We start from the raw sequence: 25,372 nt of genomic DNA on the forward strand, positions 1-25,372 counted from the left end.
TTTTTAAAATTCTGGATTGGTTTCTATCAAAGAATTTATTCCCTCTTCACTCTCCGAGTTACAATCAATTGCTATACCAAAGTTCTCAGGCATTTCAAAATCTTCTTGACTAATGTTTAAGCTTTCATCGGCATAACATTGTTTCATAAATAACGCCCATGTGGGTAAAGACATACTTGCTCCTTGACCATAGGTAATTCCAGCAAAGTGGGTAGACCTTTCTTCTCCACCTGTCCAAACTCCTACTGCTAAATTAGGTACAACCCCCATAAACCATCCATCGGATTGATTTTGTGTGGTTCCTGTTTTACCTGCTATCGGGTTGGTAAATTCATAAGGGTAACCAGTAGCTACATTTTCTGGGTATTTCCCCCATTTACCTCTTAGTCTAACTCCAGACCCTTCCGTAGTTACACCTTTCAACAAATCTAAAACGGCATACGCTGCTTCCTCACTCATTACCTCTTCGGACTCTGGCACAAAACGTTGCAATATACTTCCATTTTTATCTTCTATACGCATTACCATTGTTTGGTTTACTCTAAATCCTTTGTTGGCAAACATCGCGTAAGCACCCACCATGTCAAATAAACTTGCATCCACGGTTCCTAAAGCTATAGAAGGATAAGGTGGAATGTTAGAAGTAATTCCAGATTTTTTGGCCAGCCTTACCACAGTCTCCGGTCCAACTTTGTCTATCATTCTTGCTGTAATTACGTTGATTGATTTTGCCAATGCTTGTTTCAACGTTAATTCACCTCCATATTCATCTCCAGAATTTTTAGGAGTCCAATCTTCTAGCAAGTCATACTTACCTTTTGGGATAGTGTATGGAGTATTAGGATATTTTTCGCAAGGAGATATTCTAAATTGATTAATGGCAGAAGCATATACAAAAGGTTTAAAGGTAGATCCTACCTGTCTCTTCCCTTGCTTTACGTGATCGTACTTAAAATATTTGTGATTAATACCACCCACCCAAGCTTTGATATGTCCCGTTTGTGGCTCTACCGCTAATAAACCTGAGCGTAAGAAAGATTTGTAGTATTTAATGGAATCGTAAGGAGATAGTAAAGTATCTTTACTTCCTTTTTTCCAATCAAAAACTTCCATTTTCCTCTTTTTCTTAAAAGCCTTTATAATTTCCTCTTTTTTTAGCCCTTTTTCTTTCAAGGTTCTGTATCTACTTGTTTGCCTAATAGATCTGTAAACAATGGATTCTATCTGCTCTTTTTCAATATCGTAGAAGGGAGCTGTTGGATTTTTCTTTTGTTCTTTAAAAAAGATACGTTGTAAGTTGGACATATGTTGCTGAACCGCATTTTCTGCGTAAGCTTGCATTTTGGAATCTAAGGTTACGTAAATTTTTAATCCATCTCTGTAGATATTGTATCTTGTACCATCTGGCTTGGGATTGTTTTTAATCCACGTTTTTAAATAATCTCTCAAATATTCTCTAAAGTAAGTTGCATGTCCGTCACTGTGCCCTTCTGGAGTATATTTGATAACAATAGGCAACTCGTTTAAAGAATCTTTTTCCTTTAAAGTAATTGAATTGTTTCTATACATTTGACCAAAAACCGTAGTTCTTCTATTCTTAGCGTTTGTTGGAAATCTTCTAGGATTATATAATGATGGATTTTTTGCCATTCCCACTAAAACAGCAGATTCTTCTATACTTAACTCCTTAGGTTCTTTGTTGAAATAAATTCTTGAAGCCGAACGAATACCAATAGCATTGTACAAAAAGTCGTACTTGTTTAAGTACATGGTAATAATTTCGTTTTTTGTGTACTGCCTTTCCAATTTGATGGCAATGACCCACTCTTTTAACTTTTGACCTATACGTTTAACAATATTCCTAGTTCCAAAGTTTTCTGTAAACAACTGCTTTGCCAATTGTTGTGTGATGGTACTTCCTCCACCATCTTGCCCTAATTTGGCAATGGCTCTGGCTAAACTATAAAAGTCTATTCCAGAATGTTCATAGAATCTTTCATCTTCGGTAGCCACCAAAGCTTTGATTAAATTTTCTGGTAAGTCTTCAAATTTTACAGGAGTCCTATTTTCTTTATAATACTTACCGAGTGTAACTCCATCAGAAGAGATAATTTCTGTAGCAAAGTTTTTTTCTGGATTTTCTAACTCTTCAAAAGTTGGTAACTCTCCAAACGCTCCTTTACTTACCAGTAAAAAAACAATAAAAACACTTAAAATCGATAGCAAAAAAATTCCCCAAAATATTTTTAAATAAATTGAGAAATTGAATTTTGTCACCTCTTTTTCCTGATGCTCCATGGTACACAATTATTTTTTTATTTCTTCTATTCTTAAGCCAACATCTATAACGCCGCGAAGTGCTTGTAAGCCCATCACACTTCCACGTTTCCTCATAGACTGCTCAAACTCAAAAACGTATTTACCTCTTGTTTTAAATTGATGATTTTCTAGTAAAAATAGTTTGTTATTTCTAACGTCAGTCAACCCTTCTCCCAACCAATTTCCAAAAGCATCTGCCATTTCATACTCAAGCGTGTCTTTAATATACGCTCCAGATGGCAACGTTACTTTACTTATAACAAACATATTTCTGTACGGAAAGTCATTATCTGTTCTAAGATTTAGAAATACGTGGTAAGGTTTAGAAACATCCTCAATAACTACTTCAAAAGAAACAATACTGTCCTTATCCCAAACACCATTCTCTAATGTTTTATACTCATCGTATTTTTTATAACGATCACAAGAAATAGATATTACACATATGAATATGTAAAAATACTTATTCAGATTTTGCAGGGCCATTAGTGGGTTTGTTTGGTCTTCTTCTATTGTTATTTCTTCTCTTGGGCTTATTGCTAGTCGCTCCTTTTTCGGATGTTGTCGACGATGATTGATTCTGCGTTGACTTATTTTCTACTCCTTCGTTATTTTGAGGTTTTCCCTTGGTGTTTTTTCTCTGAGGTCTAGGTTTTCTATTTGCATTAGCCCTAGGTTCTTTAGCAGACTGATCTTGCTTTTTAGCATTGGGATTGGTCTTTTTATCAACACCATTATTAGGTCTATTCCTTTGTGGTCTAGGTCTTCTACTTGCTTGTTCTCCGTCTTTTCTAGTAACTGTATCACTAGTGTTTGTAGCCTGTGTGTTTTTTCTTGGAGCACTACCTTCTGACCTAGATCTACTATTTTTAGTTCTATTATTTTTTCTACGTTTGTTTTTTCGCTTAGGCTCATCAAAACGCGTTAAGCTATCCTGACCAACAACGTTTTCAAAGTCTATCTTAGTATCTTCTGCATTTTCCGCATCAAATTCTTCTAAACTTTCAACCTTATTGCCTTTTTTGTTTTCTTCAAGAATTTCATTTACTTGATCTAAAGTCAGCTTGAACCATTTGGACTTATCATCTTTGTAAGTGTACCAAAGTACCTCCTTAAAAATATCCATCTTGATAAAAATAGCAAGACCCTTTTCCGTTTTTAAAGTAACACTCTGAGATGGAAAACCCTTTAAAGCATCCAAATAAGTATCCAGTTCGTAATTTAAACAACACTTTAATTTACCACACTGTCCTGCCAATTTTTGAGGATTTAAAGACAATTGTTGATACCTTGCTGCTGCTGTATTCACTTTCCTAAAATCTGTTAGCCACGTAGAACAGCATAATTCACGTCCACAAGAACCAACACCCCCTAAACGAGCAGCTTCTTGACGCAAGCCAACTTGTTTCATCTCTACTCTAATGGAAAACGCAGAGGCCAAATCTCTAATTAGTTGGCGGAAATCTACACGTTCATCAGCCGTGTAATAAAAAACAGCCTTATTTCCATCTCCCTGATATTCAACATCAGAGAGCTTCATTTTTAGCCCAAGTTTTATGATGATTTCTCTACCTCTTTTTTGAGTTTCGGTTTCTCTACTTCTAGCGTGCTCCCAAGTTTCTATATCCTTTACTGTCGCTTTTCTGTAGATTTTTTTGACCTCCTCGCTATCAAGGGCTACTTTTTTCTTTTTCATTTGAATTTTAACCAATTCTCCTGTTAAAGAAACCGTCCCTATATCGTGACCAGGATTTCCTTCTACTGCGATTACCTCACCAATAGTTAATTGAAAGTTTTTTTCGTTTTTATAAAAATGCTTTCTTCCGTTTTTAAAACGTACTTCTACAATATCAAATGGTTTTTGACCTGTCGGCAATTCCATATTGGATAGCCAATCAAAAACAGTTAATTTATCACAACTTCCAGTACCACAACTTCCATTGCTTTTACACCCGTTGGGTACTCCTCCTTCTTTAGTTGAGCAACTAGTACAGCCCATATTTTATATATTATTTCACACCAAGGTGTAAGATTCGTAATTAATTAAGAAAACATCGTAGTAACGCTTATTTTCTAACAATTTTTAAAGATATAATTATTCTCAGACAATGTAAAACTTATCTTTAAATACTCAGCCTAGACCATCTCAATCCTCGCATCAAAAAATTTGACCAAAAAAATAAATATTAGACCTTAACTTAAGAACATAACCATCATATAAAAAACTCCCAAAAAAGACCTAAAGATTGCTTGCAGGAGTGATTGCGATACAATTTTTTAGCGAATCTATTTTTTAAATTTAAGAACTTCTGAACGGCCTTTTTTGAAGATTTTATTACTGTTGGATTTTCCTTTTCTAAGTTCCTTTTGTACTTCAAATGGCATCGCATTGATTTCTTTACAGTCATTAGAGCAACACTCATCCATTTTTGATTTACAAGATTCACATTGAATAAACAATAAATGACATGCCTCGTTGGCACAATTAACATGTGTATCGCAAGGTGACCCACATTGATGACAATTTGAAATTACGTCCTCAGAAATTCTCTCTGATTTTCTGTGATCGAAAACAAAATTTTTTCCTTTAAATTTGTTTTCGATTCCCTCATCCTTTACCTGTCTGGTGTACTCAATAATACCCCCCTCTAACTGAAAGACGTTTTTAAATCCTTTATACTTGTAGTAAGCACTTGCTTTTTCGCATCTAATTCCTCCTGTACAATACATCAGAAGGTTTTTATCTTCTTTATGGTCTTTTAAATCTTCTTCTATAATATCTAATGAATCTCTAAAAGTATCAACATCTGGAGTAACAGCCCCCTCAAAGTGGCCAATCTCACTCTCATAATGATTACGCATATCCACGCAAATAGTATTCGGGTCTTCTAGTAGCTTGTTAAAATCTTTCGCATTTAGATGTACTCCTTTGTTGGTAACATCAAATAATTCGTCTTTTAAACCGTCTGCCACAATTTTGTCTCTAACCTTTACTTTTAGCTTTAAAAATGACTTGTTGTCTTGTTCTATGGCTACATTCAGTCGTATGTCTTTTAAGAATGATATTTGATCTAAATGAGTTTTAAATTCATTAAAGTTTTCTGCAGGTACAGATATTTGAGCATTGATACCTTCTTTGGCTACATAGGTTCTACCCAAAATCTCTAATTTATCCCATTCAATAAACAAATGGTCTCTAAAAACTTGGGGATTGCCAATTTGGTGGTATTGGTAAAAAGAAATAGTTAAGCGGTCTTGTCCCGCTTCGTCGATTAATTGCGCACGTTCTTCTGCGCTTAACTTATTATACAGTTGCATGCTATATCAATTTAGTTAAACAAAATAATGCTGCAAAGATAACAAAAGATAACACAGTAGCCGTTGTACCAAAAAGCAAAAAAAAACTCCCTGTAGAAATACATTATCTACAAGGAGTTCTTACTAAACTAAAACTATGAAAAACTATACTTTAAAAACTAAATTTTTAAACTTCTAATTAATAAATAGCAAAGCTTGTGCCAAAAACATTTTTTGCATAAAAAAAGCAACAACTAATTTTGTAGTTATTGCTTTTTTAAAATAAAATATATTTGATAATTTACTCAACTTTAAAAACTAGAGGTAATGAAAAAATTAAATTCACCTTTCTACCGTTTTGACTTGCTGGCACCATTTGAGGTAGAGACTTTAAAGTTTTTTCAAACTCTTTAGCTAACTCTGGGTTTTTAGCTCTAACCTGAATCTGTGCTACTTTACCACTAGTGTCTATTTTGAACAAAGCATACATTCTTTGAACACCACTTAAACCCAATTCTTCTGCTAATTCAGTTCCATTGAAGTTTCTACTAATATGCTTGCTAACTCCTTTTGAAAAACATTCCTTTTTATCTTTTTCCTTTTCACACCCTGGAAAAACTGCCGTATTCTGAATCGCTGCAAAAGGAACATCTTCGTAAACTACCTCTTCTGCTTCATCTGAATATTCAATTTGTTCTATTTCCACAACATCGTCAACTTCTGCCTCAGTAGTTTGAATAACTACTTCTTCAATTTCAACATCATCTTCAACTTTCTCAAATTTCTCTGGAGATGGTGGCGGTGGTGGCGGTGGCGGTGGTGGCGGTGGAGCAGATGGTGGCTTAATTTGTGTCAAGACCATATCCTCAACCTCCTCAGATTCTAAGGTTACAGATTGTAACTCTTCAACTACCCTGTCGTAGGTTTTATGCTCAATAGCTATGTAAACTATATATAGAGCTAAAACCAATCCTAATAAGGTAAATACCTTACTAAAATTTTCAAGGTTTGATTTTGGATTCTTTTTAACTTCCATTTTATTCAGTTCGATTGCATTTTAGTTCGCTAAAATAACGAAATTAGAATTACACTTGCAAATATATACGGTTAACTAATTTGAAAAAAAAGTACCCTATAATAACACCAAATGAATTTGCCAATACATCAAGTATATCACCTGTTCTGTGGGCTGTTAACTTCATTTGCAATATTTCAATAATAACACCAAAAACAATGATTGACGACATTAAAATTAACAAATGAACTTTTATTTTACCTAATTGATAAGATAAGACCCAAAAAAATGTCATGACCGCATAAGCTATTGAGTGCTCCACCTTGTCTATATGACTATAACTTATTTTTGGAATTCCATCTGTTTTAATTAAACTTAAAATCAGTATTAGAACACTAAAAGCTATAGCAAAAAACAAGCTGTTACGCTCCAATAAGTTCTTTATAAGCTGCCGCATCTAAAAGGGTATCTACATCACTAATATTAGTAGGTTTTACTTTAATCATCCACCCTTTTTCGTACGGGTTTTCGTTTACTGATTCGGGTTCATCTTCTAATTCTTCATTAAAGGCTACTACTTCTCCTGTAACAGGCATGAATAAATCTGACACCGTTTTAACAGCTTCTACAGATCCAAATACTTCGTTTGCTTCTACTGTTTCATCTAATGTATCTACATCCACATATACGATATCTCCCAATTCACTTTGAGCAAAATCTGTAATCCCTATCACAACAAGGTCTCCCTCAATTTTTACCCATTCGTGATCTTTTGTGTACTTTAATTCTTCTGGAAAATTCATTCTATATTATTTTTAGTTTCCTAGGTTATATACTAAACTCAATCCTGCATTAATAGATTGTCTTGGATACAAGGTTGATATTGCATAACTCGCAACATTTTGGTCGTAATATAAAGACGCAGTAAAACTACGACTTAAATTATAATCTGCAGCAACTTTAATTCCTAATAAGTTTTGCCCTCCCACCGGCTGGTTGGCTTCTGAGTCGACACTTCTTATATTGGTAACGTCCGTTTTATAAGACACATCTGCTTTAATATTAATATCTCCCTTTAGAGTTCTCCTTTTTCGTAAAAACTTGGTTTTAATTTTAACGTCTTTTATTCTGTAACCAAACCCAAGCACATATTCTTTTCCGTTTATTTCTGATAATGTTGCGTTGTTTAAATTTAGTGATAAAGTTCTGTTGGTGTTTATAGTTCCTCTAAACGATAACGAATTTTTTAATTTTACATCAAGTTTTATCAGTGGAGAAAATGCATCTACCAGTGTAACTCCAGAATAGACAAAATCTCTTGGTTGAAACGGATTTGACAAATCTGGGTTTAAATTATTAGAAAAATTATTGATGGTATAGGAGGAATTATATCCATGGCTCAATGTAAAATTGCTAAACCTCTTTTTAAAGAAACCTAACTTCATTAAACCTCTATAAGTTATTTGCCAATTGGGTATTGGAATTTTTTTGAAAATCGTTTTATCAGAGCTTTTAGCATCATTCCCTCCATAAGCAGCTAAGAAGGAATGTATTAATACCTCTTGGCTATTTAACCCTTGGCTTTCTAACCTATCTCTTTCCATTTGATCAGCTGCACCTGCTAATTGAGCTCTATAATCGCCATGTATTTCATCAACAATTTGAGATCTATTTTGTACAAACGTGTTAAATAACTCATCTGGATTGCTATTGATAGCCGTTTTTATCAATGAATAAGAAATGTTGTAGCTACCAGACTTTGTTTCTTGAGTAGATTCTATCGAATCTTCTCCTGCAATAAAGTCTATTTGTTGCTGGGTACTTTCGGAAAAACTTCTATCTCCAGTAAATTGAATATTCAAATCCCTAATAGGTTTAACAGTAACATCGTAATTAAGCGTTGTGAATTTAGTTCTGTTAAAATTTTTGTTATAAACAGGAGCTCCTAAAGTATCCTGTCTTCCTAATAGCCATTGATTTTCTACAGCTCTGTTCACGATATCCGTTTGTTCTCCAAAAACATAACCCAACCCTGGAGCATAACCCCCTCTAAATCTATCTCTCCCCAAAAACCCAACACTTGGAGCGTAACCATCTAAAGAGCTACTCCTATTTTCGTTATAACTAACTCTAGCAGTTTTAAATGCGCTTAAAAAGTTGTACAGAATAGTACCTGCAGAAGTTTTGTTTTTACTGCTAGCTTTATTTCTACCAATGGAAGGTTTATTAGTGCTCTTTTTATTTGTTTTGAACCATTTTTTAAGGCCTATGGTTGTGTAAAATTTGGAAAAATTTAAAGTTCCAGAAATGTTGTGAGTGTTTCCATTCTGTATCGTATTTCCTATTTCGTCTTCAAATGATGGTGAAGCTGCCTGCCAGCTAAAGTTTGCATTGTAAGAATAATCTGCGCTTACAAAATTCATCAAAGGTAACTTGTCAATAGGTATTTTATAGTTAGCTACTAATGTTTGATTGTAGTTATTGGGTCTTCCTACGTTGAAAAAGTCTGAATACAACCCAATAGATTCTAATTCTTGCTCTTCAGCTGCTGTTTCTACTCGCTCAAAAGAATCAAAAATATGACTGTTACTAGCATTAAAATCTAAGTTGATTGCTTTGGTTAGTTTGTAACCAATTCTATAATCCCAATCGAACATAAAATTGCGTTGCTTTAGGGTAGGAATCTCAACACTTCCTTCTCCAGGTTCTAGTAAATCTCTTGTTTTGTACTCGCTAAAATTTCTATTTACAGAACTGTTTACTGCAATATTGGAGGGTAACAAATTGAAGTTAAAGTCTCGTAACAAACTTAAATTGTCATTCTTTAGAAAAGCAACCTTTTTAAAAGGAACCACTTCTATTTGCTTAAATTTAAAGGCATAGTTAGCCGATGCATTTACTGTTTGCTTTAAATCTTTTTCTATAGTATAACTTTCGTTAGAAATGTCGCTATAGCTGTAAGACACACTAAAATTTTCTATATCGTAAATCTTAGGTTTTTTTAAACTCCCGTCTGATTTGTCTTTTTTTACGTTGATTAAACTAATGCTCCTACGTTTACTTGTGATGTCTGTTGAATTACTGTTTGGATTGATATCTTTTGCATCCTCTGACAATACATCTTCGTATTTTGGATCAAACTTTGGAGTACTAATTTCTTCGGAAACTGTGTAGTTAAAAGGAATTCTAACGTTCCAATCGTTGGGTAAAAGCTGACCCGCATTTACACTTGTGTTAATGCTGTAATTTTTAATTTCTTCTTGACTTCTTTCGTTCACGCTTTGATCTATCCCTCCAAATCCTATGGATTGATATCCTCCGTTCACTGCTACCTTAGCAAAATCTGCAAAGTTTGCATCCGCAGAAACCTGAGCTGCCCAACCTCCTTGGTTATCAAAACCGCTCAATCGCAACTCGTTAAACCAAATTTCGGCAGATTTAGGAACAACATCTACATTTTTAATTCCCAAAAACATAGTTCTTATATTGGATAAATTAGGATTTCCCTTTACCCTTAAAGCGACTCTGCTGTTGTCTACTGTGGCTGGAAATAACTGATCGTTTAGGACACCCTCCTTATCCCTGTCTAGTTTAACTTTAGTCATCTCAAATAAAGAAACATCTAAGCTATTTACCTCGGGCCAAACTGCGGAGGCACTTAAAGCATTTGATGCAGAAAGATTTGAGACTCTTGTAGGTTTCAACGGAATTTCTATTTGGTAATAGTTTTCGTTTGTATCACTACCCAGCCTTATTACGGCTACCAAATCATCATCATTCACAGTGTTTAATAACAATTCTTCTGCATGGATAAACATTTTTAAACGTTTAAACATACGCATATCAGTAGTAATATTTTTAAAAACTCCTACCGTTTTATTTTGTTCTAAATTATCTACTGTAACTGTTAAAGACTGCTCATTTTGTTGTAACACATTTGAGGTTCCTTGTAAATTTTCCCTAGAAATTGTTGGAGGTAAAATATAATTGATAGGAACTCTCCTTTCATTTTCCTCAATGTTTACCACTCCAGATTCAATTAAGTTATTGGTATCGCTAGGTTGTCTCTCTACTTCAGTATCATCTTCTTGAATTACCTCATCGTAAATTCTCCAATCTCCACGCACCAACTGAAAATCAGCAAAACGTAAATTGATAGGGGTTTCAAAGTCTGTTAAAAACATTCTCATAAATCTAATAGACTGAAAACTATTAATGTTCCCAATAGACTCCCCTACACTTATAGGCACTCTAAACAAATACCATTTAAAATCTCTTTGTGCTCCGTTTTCTAAAGTAACTGTGGTGGTTCTTTCGTCAATAATAAAATCGTTCGAACCTTTATTCAAATTATTTTTAGATAAATCTATTTCGTACTGCCAATAAGAATCAAGCGTATTCATTGTCTGATCTCTGTCGGCATCTTCCACATCAGGATTGTTTGTGGCAGACGTTGGAAAAGATTCTGGATTTAACGCTGCTGTTGGCGAGTTTCCTTCTGGATTATTAAAATCTTTATATCTTCTTAAAATAGAAGCGTTTTGGCTATCATAGAAACCACTTCTAAAAAAGCGATAGTTATCTGATGATGGATCGTCAAGAGCAATTACGTTAGCATCAGCTCCTTCAGAAACCAATCTATTTTTTTCCCTTCTATCATTCATCCCATCGTATCCAACATCTTGGTTACGTCTAGCATTATCGTTTTGTTCAAAGGCATATAACAGCGATTTTTCGGTAGGGATATTCGCTACTGCAGTAGAATCAATACCTCTATCAATGGCTCCATCGTCTGGCAAACCATTTTCAAACATCTTTCGATTATCTCGTAAAATATCTTCGGATATACTTCCTAAATTGATGTATAGTTTTCCTTGTTGACTTAGTAGTTCCGTTGTGTCAATATTTCCCTCTGCCTCGGTGTTATTTCTAATGCTATAATTATCATACGGGTCTTGAAGCCAAAAATCTATGTACTGAATGTTAGATCTTTGAAAATCCGTAGTAACCAATCCTCTTGTAATTCCCGCCCAATTTTCTTCTGGTTCATTTAATATTCTACTATTGGCATCGCTATCGTCTGAAGAATAATTGTAGGGTCCTCTTTCAGTTGGATAGTACGTTAAATCAAATGTTCGAAGGTTGTTTCTTTGAGTTACATCTAAATTACGCTCTGGAAACAACTCCCTACTTTCCACAGGTCTTACTTCGGCTCTAGACAATTCATTTGGATCGATATTACCAGGTCTTAGAGAAGAAGAATTGTAAAATAATTGATCGATTGTGTACCAAGATAATTTTGCTCTTTTGAATCCGGATTCTATATCGTTTACGTTGTCTGAACCGTTTGCACCCACTCCAAAATCTTGTCCATCAAATCCAAGTGGCACACTTGACAAAGACCAATTTTGAGCCGTACCAATGTTGATGGGTATTTGAGCTCCTTCAAAATCATCAATATAAGTAGTTGCCTCACCTCCTATATCGATACTAGAAGGGGTACTAGGTCTTAAGTACGCAAAATCACCCCTTACAGAAATATTAGATTTGGCATCCGTATCTATATTGGGCAAATAATTTACCAAATCTGTTAGTTGCGAAACCTCTGCACTGTAATTAACATTTAACCCAAACATAGAGTTGTTAATTGGATCTTGCCCAAACTGAACTTTATTGGTGATAGGTCTTTCTTTAACATTTAAGAATGTAGCTCCCAAAACAAATTGGTCACTAAATTTGTGTTCTACGTCTACCCCTACAAATGTTTTTTGTTGTTGATTAAAAAACGTATTATTTTCCAAGGAAACATTAATGGCTTGCCCTGAAGACTCTATGGCTGGATTGATAATTTTCACCCTTCCTGCAAAGTAATCTACTGTATAATCTACTCCTTCAATTAAGGCAATCCCTCCCGCAGTTACTGTTACAGAACCTCTTGGCACATTAAAAGCTCCTAAAGGAATTCCATCGGCAGCACTAGAGGTGTACAAACCTTTCATTAAAAATTTATCCTTGTCCTGAAAATCGTTTTCTGCTACCGAAACTGTGGTAGTATACAATTCGTTAAAAACAAACTTATCAATATCTGATGGCTCACTTAAAATATTTTCTAAATCTCTACCAAAAGGTTCTATTACAGGAAATATAATAGACCCACTTTGGGACTTCACGGTAATTCCTTCGATAAAATCAAAAAAACCATCTCCTCTTTCAAAGTTTGTACCTGCTTTCTTGGAGGTCAAATTATTATTAGGATCTAATCTATCTAGTCGAGATATGTTTAAAAGAGTTCTTTCCCTAATACCTTGTTCGGTAGCACTAAACAGATTATTTGTAGCCTGTCCTCTTTGGTCATCCCTATACAACACATTAAACCTAAATCCGTCTCTTTGCAAGTTAAAAGCTCCAATGTTGTAAATATTTTTCATTAATAAATTCCACACGATATCTGTAGTATCTATAAGTTGAGGTCTTATTAACTTTACCACTAAATTCTGGCCGCTCTCTATACCATCTGTAGACAATTCTCCAACTCTATAAGTTTCCCCTCCTGTTGTATATTCGTAAGCAATGGCTAAAACATCTCCATCGTTTAAACGGGAATTAAGAGAAACGTATCCTAGCTGTCTGTGAAAAGTAAATTCGTTGCTATCTAGTTTTCTAGCATTTTCTACAATAGCGTATTCTCGTCCTTGCTCTAATCCACTCAGTGCTGTAGGTACATTTTCTATCTCTCTTAAAGCCGTTTTATCAGTTCCGATAAACCTGTTTAAGGTGTTGGCATTATTTCCTGGAATTTGAGTAATTGGATTGATTGGGGTTTCTTGCACAAAACCAGACTGATTGGTTATGTTGCTAGTAGTGTTGTCGTAAACATCTCTTCCAGACTCTCCAACATCTACCAAAGCAACAACATTTCTTACGTCTTGTGTGTTTGTATTTCTGTTGGTAACCCAAACTTCTACTTTGGTAATTTGTATAGCAGAGTTAATCAAAGGCAATCTTTCTAAAGCCCTGTTATAATTATTTCTGAAATATTGTCCTAAAAAAAAGTGTCTATTGTTATCGTACTGTGTGGTTCTTAGCTCAAATTCAGTTAAAGCAGAACCCCCCTCAGCAATAATATTTCTAGATTGAGACTGCTGCTGAGAAAACACCCCTGTTACCGTAGTAGCCCCAAATTGTAATTTTGCTTTAACACCAAACAAACTTTGCGACCCTGTAATTAGGTTGTTTTTAATATCCATATTGATATTACCAACCTCTAAACTCCTTAAAATATCATCTTCGCCAGGAGTGTATTCTAATTTTAATTGATTCTGGAAAGAAAAAGTAGATTGGGTATCGTAATTAACATCTGCTGTTAAACGCTCTCCTACCTTGGCCGTTAAATTGGCTCTTATTTGCTGATCAAATTCAGGAGTAATACTTTTCCTGTTTTCTTCGGATAAAAGTGGGTCTTCTACATTTTGATAAAGCAACCCTAGTCTTAGTGTTACAGACCCTCTTGGCACTAATTTTATTTCTGTACCTCCAAATAGTGTTTCAAAAAACTTGTTATTTACGTAGAGTGATGGCAATAAATCTTTTTGAGCTTCTTCACTACCTTCTTTACCTTCTATGGCAGCAGTTTTCGAGTCAAAGTATTCTTGAATATCTTTTTTAAGTCTGTATTTTTTATACTCTTCCTCCGTTAGGTATTTAGGAGTTGTAAAACTAGATTTCCCGATACGTTCTCTAATGATATATCTTCCAATTTTGTAGTCATATTCTATTTTTTCTTCGGAGGGATTTTTTAAATAAAGTGTTCCATCTTTCTTGTTATCAAAAGAATAGGTGTGGGCTTCTTTTTCAGGTTCAGAATTTTGATTTTCTTTTTCCTGACCTACCCCACTAGCTATAACAAATAGGAATAAAAATATTATTTGAAAACACTTGTTCAAACTCCTTATAATTTTTTTAGCGCTAATTTAATTAGTTTCTCAACACTGGCATCTGGGGTTTCCTTTAAAATTGAGGTAATTACTTTTTCTGCCTGACGTTTTACAAAACCTAAAACTTCTAGAGCAGATAACGCTTCATCTTTCACACTATTGTTTAACACAGAAGAAGTTTCTTCGATATTATATGTTTTTACAATTTTATCTTTTAATTCGATGATTACTTTTTGGGCTGTTTTTGCACCAATCCCTTTTACGGATTGAATAACCGCAACATTTTCTGATGCTAAAGCCTGTTGTATTTCTTCGGTAGTTAATGATGATAACATGGTTCTAGCAATACTAGGTCCAATTCCGGATACAGAGATTAATAATTTGAAAATTTCTCTTTCAAGCGTAGTTGAAAAACCATATAAAGTATGAGAATCTTCTTTAACAATTAACTGAGTATATAGCGTTAACAACTCAGCATCTGGAATTTGAGAATAAGTGTTTAAGGATATATGTAAAAAATAACCTACACCATTGCATTCCACAATGGCGTAAGTTGGATTTTTTTCTACTAGTTTACCTTTTAAATGGGTAATCATTTTATTTTATTGATTTTGAGCATCTATTACTGCGACTGCCGTAATATTTACTATTTCTTCTACGCTAGCTCCTAACTGTACAACGTGTGCTGGTTTATTTAATCCCATCAACACAGGTCCAATAGAGGTAGTGTCTGCCAACTCCTTAATCATTTTATAAGATATGTTAGCGGCATCTAAACTAGGAAAAACAAAGGTATTTGTTTCTTTTCCACTTAAGTCTGAAAAAGAGAATTGTTTTTCTAACAAATCTTTATTCAATGCAAAATCTGCCTGAATAGGTCCATCTACATTTAAATCAGGTCTTCTCTGCTTTAAAATATCCACTGCCTTGCTAACATTTGAAACTCCCTTAGAAGCCACTCCCCCAAAGTTGGTATAAGATAACATCGCAATATGTGGCTCAATTGCAAATATTTTTGCCATATCACTTGCTAGCTCCGCAATGTTCGCTAACGTTTCTGCTTGAGGATCAATATTTACTGTAGTATCTGTAAAAATTAATGGTCCTTTAGCCGTTAGCATAATATTAGCTCCTGCAATTCTGGAAACTTCTGATCGCTTTCCAATGGTTTCAAAAATAGGTTTTACCGTAGAGGGGTAATTTCTAGAATATCCAGATACCATTGCATCTGCATCTCCTTGGTCTACCATCATCGCTGCAAAATAATTACGAGTAATCATGTGCTTTTGAGCATCTAATAATCGAATTCCTTTACGTTGACGTTTTATCCAAAACTTTTCTGCGTATTCTTCTACTTTGTCTTTGTATTCTTCAGACTTAGGATCAATAATCTCTACTTCTGTATCAAATCCAATATCTTTCTTTAATGTTTTAATAAGCTCAACATTTCCCAAAAGAATTGGTTTGGCAATACCATCATCACTTACAATTTGTGCAGCCTTTAAAACGTTTAAGTGCTCCGCTTCTGGAAAAACCACTCTTTTAGGATCTTTTTGAGAGCGAGTAACCAACATACGCTCAAATTTACTTCCTGCTCCTGAACGCTCCATTAACTCGTGCACGTAAGCATCCCAATCTTTGATAGGATTTTTAGCAATACCACTATCCATTGCTGCTTTAGCAATGGCAGGTGGCAATTCATAAATCAACCTTGGATCGAATGGTTTAGGAATGATGTATTCTCTTCCGTATTGTAAGTTTTTTTCTCCGTAAACTATATTTACTTGTTCTGGAACATTTTTTTTAGCCATTTCAGCCAAAGCTGTTACGGCTGCCATTTTCATTTCTTCGTTAATTCCTGTCGCTCTAACATCCAAAGCTCCTCTAAAAATAAAAGGAAACCCTAAAACATTATTTACTTGATTAGGATAATCTGAACGCCCTGTCGCCATAATAATGTCCTTACGAGTAGCAACTGCCAAATCGTAATCAATCTCTGGAACAGGATTTGCCATGGCAAAAACGATAGGATCGCTTTCCATTGTTGCTAACATTTCTGGAGTTAATGCCCCAGCTACAGACAAACCGATAAAAACATCGGCTCCATTAATGGCTTCTGCTAAAGTGGTAAACTCAGTATCTACAGCAAACTCTTTTTTCTGAGCATTGAGGTCTTCACGTTTGGTACTAATCACTCCTTTACTATCGCACATTAAAATGTTGTTCGAGGCAACACCCAATGCTTTGTATAGTTTGGTACAAGAAATAGCTGCCGCTCCTGCTCCATTTACAACTACTCTTACCTTGGAAATATCTTTCCCCGTTAATTCAATGGCATTCTTTAAAGCAGCTGCAGAAATAATTGCAGTTCCGTGTTGGTCATCGTGCATTACGGGAATATCCAATTCCTCTTTTAATCTTCTTTCAATTTCAAAAGCCTCTGGAGCTTTGATATCTTCTAGATTGATTCCTCCAAAGGTAGGAGCAATCATTTTTACAGTTTCTATAAATTTATCTACATCCTTGGTGTCTACTTCAATGTCAAAAACATCAATATCAGCAAAAATTTTGAACAGGAGTCCTTTACCTTCCATTACAGGCTTACCTGCCAAAGGCCCAATATCTCCAAGTCCTAGAACAGCTGTACCGTTAGATATTACCGCTACTAAGTTACCTTTTGAAGTGTATTTGTAAGCATCCTCAATATTTTTCTCAATAGCTAAACAAGGGGTAGCAACTCCCGGAGAATAAGCCAAAGCCAAGTCTCTTTGCGTTGCGTATTTTTTTGTTGGCACTACCTTTATTTTACCTGGTTGTGGTTTTTCGTGATAGTCTAAAGCCTCTAATTCTTTTTTTGTATAACTCATATTTTGTAATGTATAGCTGCAAATATAACATTTGCCTATAAAACAAGTGCATATACTCTTTTATAAAACACTTATTTGATGGATAGATTTTACAAGGTTAAAACACTTGTAATTAGCCGCAAACTTAGCAAAACAAAAGAACTTAATTTGTTTGATCTCCTATTTTTATAAATGTCGCTCCTTTGCTTACTTCTGATCTATTGTAACTAATAACTTAAATGCCGAAAAAAATAACAGTAAAAGCTGGGACTGGTAAACTATCCAAAACCAAATATTTTTAAGAGTGATGTGGAATTCGTTAGCCTGTGTACTTAGAATATTACCCTGATTAGACCTCCATAGTTGAAACCCCAAATACAATAGCGCAGCAATCAACAATGAATTGATGCCCACTAGTCCTAATTTTTTAACTATTAATCCCTTGTACTGAAAAGCTAAAACAAAATAGCTTACTGAGATTCTGAAAAACAGATAAAAAGGCAAAATCCATAAAAAGTTTGGAAACCATAAAACTGTTTTAAAAAAATCTAAATCTGATAACGCTAATAAGCTTACAAAAGCCAACGCAGCAGCTACAAGGCTATTTTTCATTTTCTAGATATTTTGAAAGTGTTGACATAATTTTTTGAGTAGCTCCTAAATTACTAGCAACATATTGTTGGGTAATACTACACATTTCATTTCTTAATATATCGTTGGTACGTAATTCTTTTAGAATATGAATTAAATCATTAGTATTATCTATGCTAACGCAACCTTTTTGAGCTACCAAATCTTGTACTTCTTTAAATTTTTTGAAGTTGGGTCCAATTACAATAGGTAAACCATAGGTAGCTGCTTCCAAAGTATTATGAACTCCACTTTTGGTATAGCCACCACCTATATAGGCTACATCTGCATAAGCGTATATTTTTGACAAAATCCCAACAGTATCTACAATAAAAACATCGTAGTTCTTCATCTCTTGATTTTGCATTTCCGAAAAGAGAATTACTTTTTTTGTTATCTTTTCGTTTAGTCTTAAAATTCCTTCTTTGGTTATGTTATGAGGTGCTATGATAAATCGCTCATTATTCTCTGAAATATTATTTATATAATGTACTAATTGCTCCTCATCCTCTGGCCATGTACTACCTGCTACTAGCAAATGCTTAGTATCTTTAAAGTCGTTTACAAACGGTAATTTTTTATTAGTATCTACTAGTTTTTGAACCCTGTCAAAACGGGTGTCTCCTGCTACAGTTACTGTATCGATGTCAATAGATTCTAGCAATTTTTCTGATAATACGTCTTGTACAAAGAAATGTTGAATTGTTTTTAAATGTTTACGCATCCAAAAACCATGAGCTCTAAAAAATAGTTGATCTTCTCTAAAGATACCCGAAATTAAAAACGTTGGAATTTTATTTTTGCTCAATTCACGCAAATAATTTGGCCAAAATTCGTATTTGATGAATACTGCTAGCTTTGGATTTACATGATTGATAAATTGCTTTGCGTTAGAGGTACTATCCAATGGTAAATAACACACCACATCTGCCAATTCATAATCTTTTCTAACCTCATAACCTGAAGGTGAAAAAAAGGTGAGTACAATTTTAAAACTAGGATATTTTGCCTTTATCGCTTCTATCAGAGGCCTTCCTTGCTCAAACTCACCCAAGGAAGATGCGTGAATCCACACCACAGCATCCTTGTCGCTCAACTTATTCTTTAAAATCTCAAAAGTTTGCTTTCTACCCGCTACAAACAATTTCATCTTGTCATTAAAAAGAGCTACCACTTTAATCAATAAACTTGCTAAATAAATTAGCATATTATATAACAATCTCATAACAACAAAACTAAAAAAATAGCCTTGGGTTTAGCTAGCTTGGAGTTTAATTTTTTATTTTGGAATACGTTTTGATAATCCTATCAACAAACCCAACAATTACGGACATGAAATACATTATATCTCTACTTTGTTTTATTTCATTTGGACTCTATGCTCAAAACCATCAAGCTTATAAAAGCGGAGAAAAAATAAAATTTAGAATTCACTATGGTATTGTGAATGCTGGTTATGCAAGTATAGAAGTTAAAGACAAAATAATTGATAGTGAGCCTTACGAACATGTAGTCGGCAAAGGATGGACCTCTGGTATGCTAAAATGGGTATTTTATGTTGATGACCAATATGAGTCTTTTATCCATAAAAAAACAGGTTATCCAACTAGGGCAATCAGAAAAGTAAAAGAGGGAGGACACACAAAAAATGTGGAATTATTTTTTGAAAAAGACAGTGTGTTAACCGTAGATCATAAAAGAAATAAGGAAAAAAGAGTTGCTGCCAAAAATGTTCATGATATGATTGCTGCTTTTTATTACTTGCGCAACAATGTGCCAGACAGCTTGGACGTGAACCAATCCGTAGAAATTGATATGTTTTTTGACCACAAAAAATTTCCTTTTAAATTGGTTAAAACGGGGAAAGAAACACTAAAAACAAAGTTTGGAAAAGTAGCGTGTTTTGTATTTAAACCTATGGTACAATCTGGTAGAGTTTTTAAAGCCAAAGAAAGTTTAAGTATATGGATAACAGCTGACAAAAACAGAATTCCAATCAGAATTCAAGCCGATTTAGCTGTGGGTGCCTTAAAAGCTGATATTGATAAATATGAAGGCTTAGCACACCCTTTTAAAACTCTATAATTCATAAAATAATTGTATTTTTGTTTGTTAAAATTAAAATCTCCAGCGACTTGAAAAAAATCAGCCTAATCTGCCTTTTGATACTTGCGTTCACCTCTTGTAATTCAAAGGAAGAAGACAAAAAAAGTGACGTGGAGCAAAAAGAAAAAGTTGAGAAAGTTTCCAAAAAATTCTTTGGTTATCAATTAGACGATTATAAGGTTGTAAAAAGTAAAGTAAAAAAAGGCGAAACCTTTGGAAATATTCTTGACAAGCACCATGTTTGGACTCCCAAAATTTATAAAATTGCCAACACTATTAAGCCCAAATTTAACGCTAGAAGGATTAGAGCTGGAAAGAACTATACCGTTTTGGCAAAAAAAGATTCTACAGAAAAAGCACAAGTATTTATTTATCAGCATGATTTGGTAAACTATTCTATTGTAGATTTTAGAGATTCTATATTTGCTAAAACAGTTAAAAAGGATGTAACTACCAGATTAAAAAAAGCTTCGGGTATTATTACTAGTTCTCTATCTCAATCACTAGATCAAAAACATGTAAGCCCTGTAGTAGCAAATGATTTATCCGAAATTTACGCTTGGACTATTGACTTTTTTAGGTTACAAAAGAACGACAGATTTAAGGTAATTTATGAGCAACGATACATTAATGATACCGTTCCTGTTGGCATCGGAAGAATTACTGCTGCCTATTTTGAGCATGTAGGAAAACCTTTTTACGCTTTTAATTACGTACCCGATTCCATTACTAAAATAGAAGAGTATTTTGATGATCGTGCAAAAAATTTGAGAAGAGCTTTTTTAAAAGCTCCTCTGAAATTTAGTAGAATCTCATCTAAATATAATTTGAGAAGGAGAATTGCTTTATACGGAAGGGTGAAACCACATTTAGGTACTGATTTTGCTGCTCCCATAGGAAGTCCAATTATGAGTACTGCCAATGGTAGGGTGATAGAATCTAAGTACAGAGGAGGAAATGGTAATTATGTTAAAATTAAACACAACGCTACCTACACTACGCAATACCTGCACATGAGAAAAAGAAAGGTGAAGAAAGGAGATTACGTAAAGCAAGGAGATGTAATTGGATGGGTTGGAATGACAGGAAACACCTCTGGACCTCATGTATGCTATCGTTTTTGGAAGAACGGTAGACAGGTAGATCCTTTAAAAGAAAAGCTTCCGGCTGCCAAGCCTATGAAAAAAGAAATACAACAAAAATATTTAACTCACATAGCACCTATTAAACAAGAATTGGATGCTATACCCTATTAATAAATTACTTATCATGTCTTTACAGAACATCAATCCTACGCAAACAAGTGCGTGGAAAAAATTAACAGCTCATTTTGAAACTGCAAAAAATATTGAAATCAAAGATTTATTTGCAGAGGATGCTAATCGTAGTGACAACTACAGTGTTAAATTAGATAACTTAAAACTAGACTATTCCAAAAACCGAGTTTCTAAGGAAACTATGGATCTTTTGATAGAACTAGCTAAAGAGACTCAGTTACCCAATGCTATTGAGCAATATTTTGGTGGAGAAATAATCAATGCTACGGAAGGGAGAGCCGTATTACACACTGCGCTAAGAAACAATAGTGGAGATGCCGTAATTTCTGAAGGAATAGATGTAATGCCCGAGGTTAATGAAGCTAAAGAAAATATTAAAATATTTACAGAAAAAGTAATTTCTGGAGACTGGAAAGGGTACACTGGTAAAGAAATTACCGACATTGTAAATATCGGTATTGGAGGTTCTGATTTAGGACCCAATATGGTTGTGGATGGTTTGCAATACTACAAAAACCATTTAAACACACATTTTGTTTCTAATATTGATGGAGACCATGTTTCTGAAGTGATTAAGAAATTGAATCCTGAAACTACTTTATTTGTGATTGTTTCTAAAACGTTTACAACTCAAGAAACTATAGGTAATGCATTAACCATTAAAGAATGGTTTTTACAGAGTGCTAAAGAGACAGATGTTGCTAAACATTTTGTTGCTGTATCTACCAATTTAGAAGCTGTTGCTGATTTTGGAATTGATTCTGAAAACGTATTTCCAATGTGGAATTGGGTAGGAGGTCGTTTTTCTTTATGGTCTGCTGTAGGTTTATCTATTGCTTTATCTGTTGGATACGAGAACTACGCTGCCCTACTAAACGGTGCACATGAAATGGACAAGCATTTTAAAACTGCCGAGTTTGATCAGAATATTCCAGTAATTCTAGCCTTACTAAGTATATGGTATAATAACTTCTACGGAGCAGAAAGTGAAGCAGTTTTACCTTATACTCAATACCTAAATACTTTACCAGCTTATTTACAGCAAGCATTTATGGAAAGTAATGGTAAATCTGTGGATAGAGATGGAAATGATGTAAACTACCAAACAGGAACTATTATTTGGGGTGCTGCAGGTACAAATATGCAACATGCTTTCATGCAACTAGTACACCAAGGAACTAAACTAATTCCTTGTGACTTTATTGGTTTTGAGAAATCTTTATACGGTAAAGAAGATCATCATAAAAAATTGATGGCCAATTTTTACGGACAACAGGATGCTTTGTGCTATGGTAAAACTAAAGAACAAGTTTTAGAAAGCGGAGTAGCTGCAGATGCTATAGAATTGCCTTTTAAAGTATTTACTGGGAACAGGCCTAGTAACTGTATAACTGCAGATAAATTGAGCCCAGACAGCTTAGGGAAGATAATTGCCATGTACGAACATAAAATATTTGTACAAGGAATTATTTGGAATATTTTTAGTTTTGACCAGTTTGGGGTAGAATTAGGAAAAGAAATGGCAAAAAAACTTTTAAAATAAAAAGTTTTTCAATATTTTATAAAAGCCTAACAATCAATTGTTAGGCTTTTTTTGGCACTTAACTTGATATCTAAAAATTATAACTAATCAATTTTTTATATCATGAAGCTTAAAAAAAATCCCAATGCAAACTTAGAAAAGTATAGTAGCGTTTTTACACTGCTTGGCTTAGTACTCTCTTTATTCATCACCTATCAGTTTATTGAACATAAATCGTATGCATCAACCAAAACTACTTTTAATGAATCTTTTAAAGTAACGGAAAAAGAAAACATAGAGACTGTTCGTTATACCATTATAGAAGAGCAGCCAAAAAAAATAGAAGCTCCAATTACTGTAGACCAACCTGTTGAAGAACCTAAAGATAAACCCACCGAAATCACAGACCCTAACAATGTTAAAAAAGAAGAAAATGACTTAATCATTAAAGAGAGTCCTTTAGGGGCAACTGATAATGAACCTTTGGAAGTTATAGATGAGGGAAGTATTAAGCACACTAGTGACATTGAAGACAAAAACGAAGAAAACATCCCTTTTATCTCTGTAGAAAACATTCCTGTATTTCCTGGTTGTGAAAAATACAAGTACGACAAAACTAAATCCAAGAAATGTTTTAGCAGTAAAATTAGCAAGTTTTTTACCAAAAAATTTGATGCTTCTATAGCCAGTGATTTAAATTTAACTGGAATTCAAAGTATCTATAGTCAATTTATCATTGGTAGTAACGGTTATATTACCGAAGATATCACAACGAGAAGTGCACGTCCCGAACTAAGTAAGCAAGTGGAAAAAATATTGATGAAACTACCTAAAATGGAACCTGCTCAGCAAAATGGAAAACCTGTAAATATTATTTATACGCTACCCGTTAAGTTTTTAGTAGAATAAATGAAAAAGCCCTATTTGTTGTCAAATAGGGCTTTTTATATATTTTAGGATGATATCCTTATTTGCTTAAATCTACTTTAGAAATGCGCAATGTGTTGGCATCTCCATGCTCCATGATAGGTGTAGATGTTAAGTTAACCACAACATCTCCATCCGTTAAATAACCCGTATCAAAAGCTATTTGATTAACTTCTCTGATAATGTCAGTAGAATACGGAGTATTTGGTTCATAAAATCTTCCTTTTACTCCCCACATAATATTCATCATCCCTAAAGTTCTCTTGTCCGAAGAAAAAGCTAAGATTTGAGATTTTGGTCTTAATGCAGAAATTTGTTGAGCAGTGTAACCTGAATTGGTAATTGTAGAAATTACTTTAGCATTAATGTCCTCAGCTACTAAAGCAGCTTGGTGACAAATTGCATTTGTAATTGCTTTATCAGAATCAGTATCTACTTTAGGAGATTCTCTTGGCACTTCAATCAAACTAGAGTTTTCAACATCTAAAATGATTTGTCTCATCACTTTGATTACCTCGTTAGGAAAAGCTCCTACAGAAGTTTCTCCCGATAACATGACTGCATCTGCACCATCCATAATAGAGTTTGCAACGTCATTTACCTCTGCTCTTGTAGGTACAGAGTTCTCAATCATTGTCTCCATCATTTGTGTAGCAATTACTACAGGAATTTTAGCTTCTTTACATTTTCTAACCAACATTTTTTGAGCTAAAGGTACTTCAGACATAGGAATTTCAACTCCTAAATCTCCACGAGCAACCATAATAGCATCTGTGTTAGCAATAATCGCATCTATATTTTCTAAAGCTTCTGGCTTTTCTATCTTAGAAATAACTCTTGTTCTGTAAACAGATATATCAGAGTTTTCTTTAATTAATTTGTGAATATCATCTAAATCCGCAGGATTACGTACAAAAGATAATGCCATCCAATCTACTTCTAATCCTAAAGCAAACTTAGCATCTTCAATATCCTTCTCTGTTAATGCAGGTAAAGAAATATCCGTATTTGGTAAATTAACTCCTTTTTTAGACTTTAGAGGTCCTCCTCTTAACACTTTGGTAGTTACTAAATCTTCACCGTTAGTAGCGGTTACTTCAAATAATAATTTTCCATCATCAACTAAAATCTTTTCACCTACTTTTACGTCCTTAGGAAAACGTTGGTAAGTCATAAAAGCCTTTTCTTGGTTTCCTTCACACTTGTCAGTAGTAAATTTGAAAACATCTCCAGGAGCTAACTCAACTCCTTCTGCCATTACACCTACACGTAATTTAGGACCTTGTAAATCCGCTAAAATTGCAACGTTAAAATCTAACTCTTCGTTTAATTCTCTAATGATATTAACATTGTTAGTTACATCTTCGTAATCAGCATGAGAGAAATTAATTCTGAAAACGTTTACTCCAGAAATCATTAACTCTCTTAGCTTATCTTTACTTCCTGTTAAAGCAGGACCTAACGTAGCTACAATTTTGGTTTTTTTAGTCTGTGACATA

General features: G+C 34.2%; 17 protein-coding genes. 4 read left to right on the forward strand and 13 right to left on the reverse strand.

What is annotated here, in order from left to right; translation table 11 throughout:
* Positions 1 to 3: 3 nt before the first annotated feature.
* The 12 genes from ACXGQW_RS05790 to ACXGQW_RS05845 form a co-directional block, all read right to left on the reverse strand.
* Complete coding sequence (locus tag ACXGQW_RS05790; RefSeq protein WP_457824150.1) at positions 4 to 2,298, reverse strand: penicillin-binding protein 1A; 2,295 nt, start codon at positions 2,296 to 2,298, stop codon at positions 4 to 6.
* Positions 2,299 to 2,307: 9 nt separating this feature from the next.
* A complete protein-coding gene (locus ACXGQW_RS05795; RefSeq protein ID WP_457824151.1) occupies positions 2,308 to 2,805 on the reverse strand; it encodes a gliding motility lipoprotein GldH in 498 nt (165 codons plus the stop codon).
* Entirely contained in the window at positions 2,783 to 4,318 is a 1,536-nt protein-coding gene (locus ACXGQW_RS05800; RefSeq protein WP_457824152.1) for a PSP1 domain-containing protein, read from the reverse strand. Before ACXGQW_RS05800 ends, ACXGQW_RS05795 begins: the two co-directional genes overlap by 23 nt.
* 287 nt (positions 4,319 to 4,605) lie before the next feature.
* Positions 4,606 to 5,637 (reverse strand): oxygen-dependent tRNA uridine(34) hydroxylase TrhO, encoded by a 1,032-nt coding sequence (gene trhO / locus ACXGQW_RS05805; protein WP_457824153.1) that lies wholly within the window; start codon positions 5,635 to 5,637, stop codon positions 4,606 to 4,608.
* A gap of 280 nt (positions 5,638 to 5,917) precedes the next feature.
* On the reverse strand, positions 5,918 to 6,652 hold the full coding sequence (locus tag ACXGQW_RS05810) for an energy transducer TonB (RefSeq protein WP_457824154.1): 735 nt from the start codon (positions 6,650 to 6,652) through the stop codon (positions 5,918 to 5,920).
* 49 nt (positions 6,653 to 6,701) lie between these two features.
* On the reverse strand, positions 6,702 to 7,088 hold the full coding sequence (locus ACXGQW_RS05815; protein ID WP_457824155.1) for a VanZ family protein: 387 nt from the start codon (positions 7,086 to 7,088) through the stop codon (positions 6,702 to 6,704).
* Entirely contained in the window at positions 7,054 to 7,434 is a 381-nt protein-coding gene (gcvH, locus tag ACXGQW_RS05820; RefSeq protein ID WP_457824156.1) for a glycine cleavage system protein GcvH, read from the reverse strand. Before gcvH ends, ACXGQW_RS05815 begins: the two co-directional genes overlap by 35 nt.
* 12 nt (positions 7,435 to 7,446) lie before the next feature.
* Positions 7,447 to 14,574, reverse strand: a complete 7,128-nt coding sequence (gene sov, locus ACXGQW_RS05825; protein WP_457824157.1) for a T9SS outer membrane translocon Sov/SprA — start codon at positions 14,572 to 14,574, stop codon at positions 7,447 to 7,449.
* 5 nt (positions 14,575 to 14,579) lie between these two features.
* A complete protein-coding gene (gene ruvA, locus ACXGQW_RS05830; protein WP_457824158.1) occupies positions 14,580 to 15,161 on the reverse strand; it encodes a Holliday junction branch migration protein RuvA in 582 nt (193 codons plus the stop codon).
* A 6-nt stretch (positions 15,162 to 15,167) separates the two neighbouring features.
* Positions 15,168 to 17,432 carry an NADP-dependent malic enzyme gene (locus tag ACXGQW_RS05835; RefSeq protein ID WP_457824159.1) on the reverse strand — a complete coding sequence of 755 codons (2,265 nt, stop codon included), beginning with the start codon at positions 17,430 to 17,432 and terminating at the stop codon, positions 15,168 to 15,170.
* A 186-nt stretch (positions 17,433 to 17,618) separates the two neighbouring features.
* Positions 17,619 to 18,023, reverse strand: coding sequence for a hypothetical protein (locus tag ACXGQW_RS05840; protein ID WP_457824160.1), 405 nt, complete (start codon positions 18,021 to 18,023; stop codon positions 17,619 to 17,621).
* A complete protein-coding gene (locus ACXGQW_RS05845; protein ID WP_457824161.1) occupies positions 18,013 to 19,248 on the reverse strand; it encodes a 3-deoxy-D-manno-octulosonic acid transferase in 1,236 nt (411 codons plus the stop codon). Before ACXGQW_RS05845 ends, ACXGQW_RS05840 begins: the two co-directional genes overlap by 11 nt.
* A 125-nt stretch (positions 19,249 to 19,373) precedes the next feature.
* On the opposite strand from ACXGQW_RS05845, the gene ACXGQW_RS05850 reads away from it, so the two are divergent.
* The 4 genes from ACXGQW_RS05850 (at position 19,374) to ACXGQW_RS05865 (ending at position 23,855) form a co-directional block, all read left to right on the forward strand.
* Positions 19,374 to 20,126, forward strand: a complete 753-nt coding sequence (locus ACXGQW_RS05850; RefSeq protein ID WP_457824162.1) for a DUF3108 domain-containing protein — start codon at positions 19,374 to 19,376, stop codon at positions 20,124 to 20,126.
* A 77-nt stretch (positions 20,127 to 20,203) separates the two neighbouring features.
* Complete coding sequence (locus ACXGQW_RS05855; protein ID WP_457824163.1) at positions 20,204 to 21,403, forward strand: peptidoglycan DD-metalloendopeptidase family protein; 1,200 nt, start codon at positions 20,204 to 20,206, stop codon at positions 21,401 to 21,403.
* Positions 21,404 to 21,416: 13 nt separating this feature from the next.
* A complete protein-coding gene (gene pgi, locus ACXGQW_RS05860; RefSeq protein WP_457824191.1) occupies positions 21,417 to 22,967 on the forward strand; it encodes a glucose-6-phosphate isomerase in 1,551 nt (516 codons plus the stop codon).
* 102 nt (positions 22,968 to 23,069) lie between these two features.
* Entirely contained in the window at positions 23,070 to 23,855 is a 786-nt protein-coding gene (locus ACXGQW_RS05865; RefSeq protein WP_457824164.1) for an energy transducer TonB, read from the forward strand.
* A gap of 58 nt (positions 23,856 to 23,913) precedes the next feature.
* On the opposite strand, the gene pyk is transcribed toward ACXGQW_RS05865, so the two are convergent.
* Positions 23,914 to 25,371, reverse strand: a complete 1,458-nt coding sequence (pyk, locus tag ACXGQW_RS05870; protein WP_457824165.1) for a pyruvate kinase — start codon at positions 25,369 to 25,371, stop codon at positions 23,914 to 23,916.
* Position 25,372 lies beyond the last annotated feature (1 nt).

The organism is Wenyingzhuangia sp. IMCC45533, assembly GCF_054111225.1.

Bases quoted from the DNA above. Each gene is read 5' to 3' on its own strand.
- ACXGQW_RS05790 (WP_457824150.1), bottom strand. From the start codon at position 2,298: ATGGAGCATCAGGAAAAAGAGGTGACAAAATTCAATTTCTCAATTTAT.
- ACXGQW_RS05795 (WP_457824151.1), bottom strand. From the start codon at position 2,805: ATGGCCCTGCAAAATCTGAATAAGTATTTTTACATATTCATATGTGTA.
- ACXGQW_RS05800 (WP_457824152.1), bottom strand. From the start codon at position 4,318: ATGGGCTGTACTAGTTGCTCAACTAAAGAAGGAGGAGTACCCAACGGG.
- trhO (WP_457824153.1), bottom strand. From the start codon at position 5,637: ATGCAACTGTATAATAAGTTAAGCGCAGAAGAACGTGCGCAATTAATC.
- ACXGQW_RS05810 (WP_457824154.1), bottom strand. From the start codon at position 6,652: ATGGAAGTTAAAAAGAATCCAAAATCAAACCTTGAAAATTTTAGTAAG.
- ACXGQW_RS05815 (WP_457824155.1), bottom strand. From the start codon at position 7,088: ATGCGGCAGCTTATAAAGAACTTATTGGAGCGTAACAGCTTGTTTTTT.
- gcvH (WP_457824156.1), bottom strand. From the start codon at position 7,434: ATGAATTTTCCAGAAGAATTAAAGTACACAAAAGATCACGAATGGGTA.
- ruvA (WP_457824158.1), bottom strand. From the start codon at position 15,161: ATGATTACCCATTTAAAAGGTAAACTAGTAGAAAAAAATCCAACTTAC.
- ACXGQW_RS05835 (WP_457824159.1), bottom strand. From the start codon at position 17,432: ATGAGTTATACAAAAAAAGAATTAGAGGCTTTAGACTATCACGAAAAA.
- ACXGQW_RS05840 (WP_457824160.1), bottom strand. From the start codon at position 18,023: ATGAAAAATAGCCTTGTAGCTGCTGCGTTGGCTTTTGTAAGCTTATTA.
- ACXGQW_RS05845 (WP_457824161.1), bottom strand. From the start codon at position 19,248: ATGCTAATTTATTTAGCAAGTTTATTGATTAAAGTGGTAGCTCTTTTT.
- ACXGQW_RS05850 (WP_457824162.1), top strand. From the start codon at position 19,374: ATGAAATACATTATATCTCTACTTTGTTTTATTTCATTTGGACTCTAT.
- pgi (WP_457824191.1), top strand. From the start codon at position 21,417: ATGTCTTTACAGAACATCAATCCTACGCAAACAAGTGCGTGGAAAAAA.
- ACXGQW_RS05865 (WP_457824164.1), top strand. From the start codon at position 23,070: ATGAAGCTTAAAAAAAATCCCAATGCAAACTTAGAAAAGTATAGTAGC.
- pyk (WP_457824165.1), bottom strand. From the start codon at position 25,371: ATGTCACAGACTAAAAAAACCAAAATTGTAGCTACGTTAGGTCCTGCT.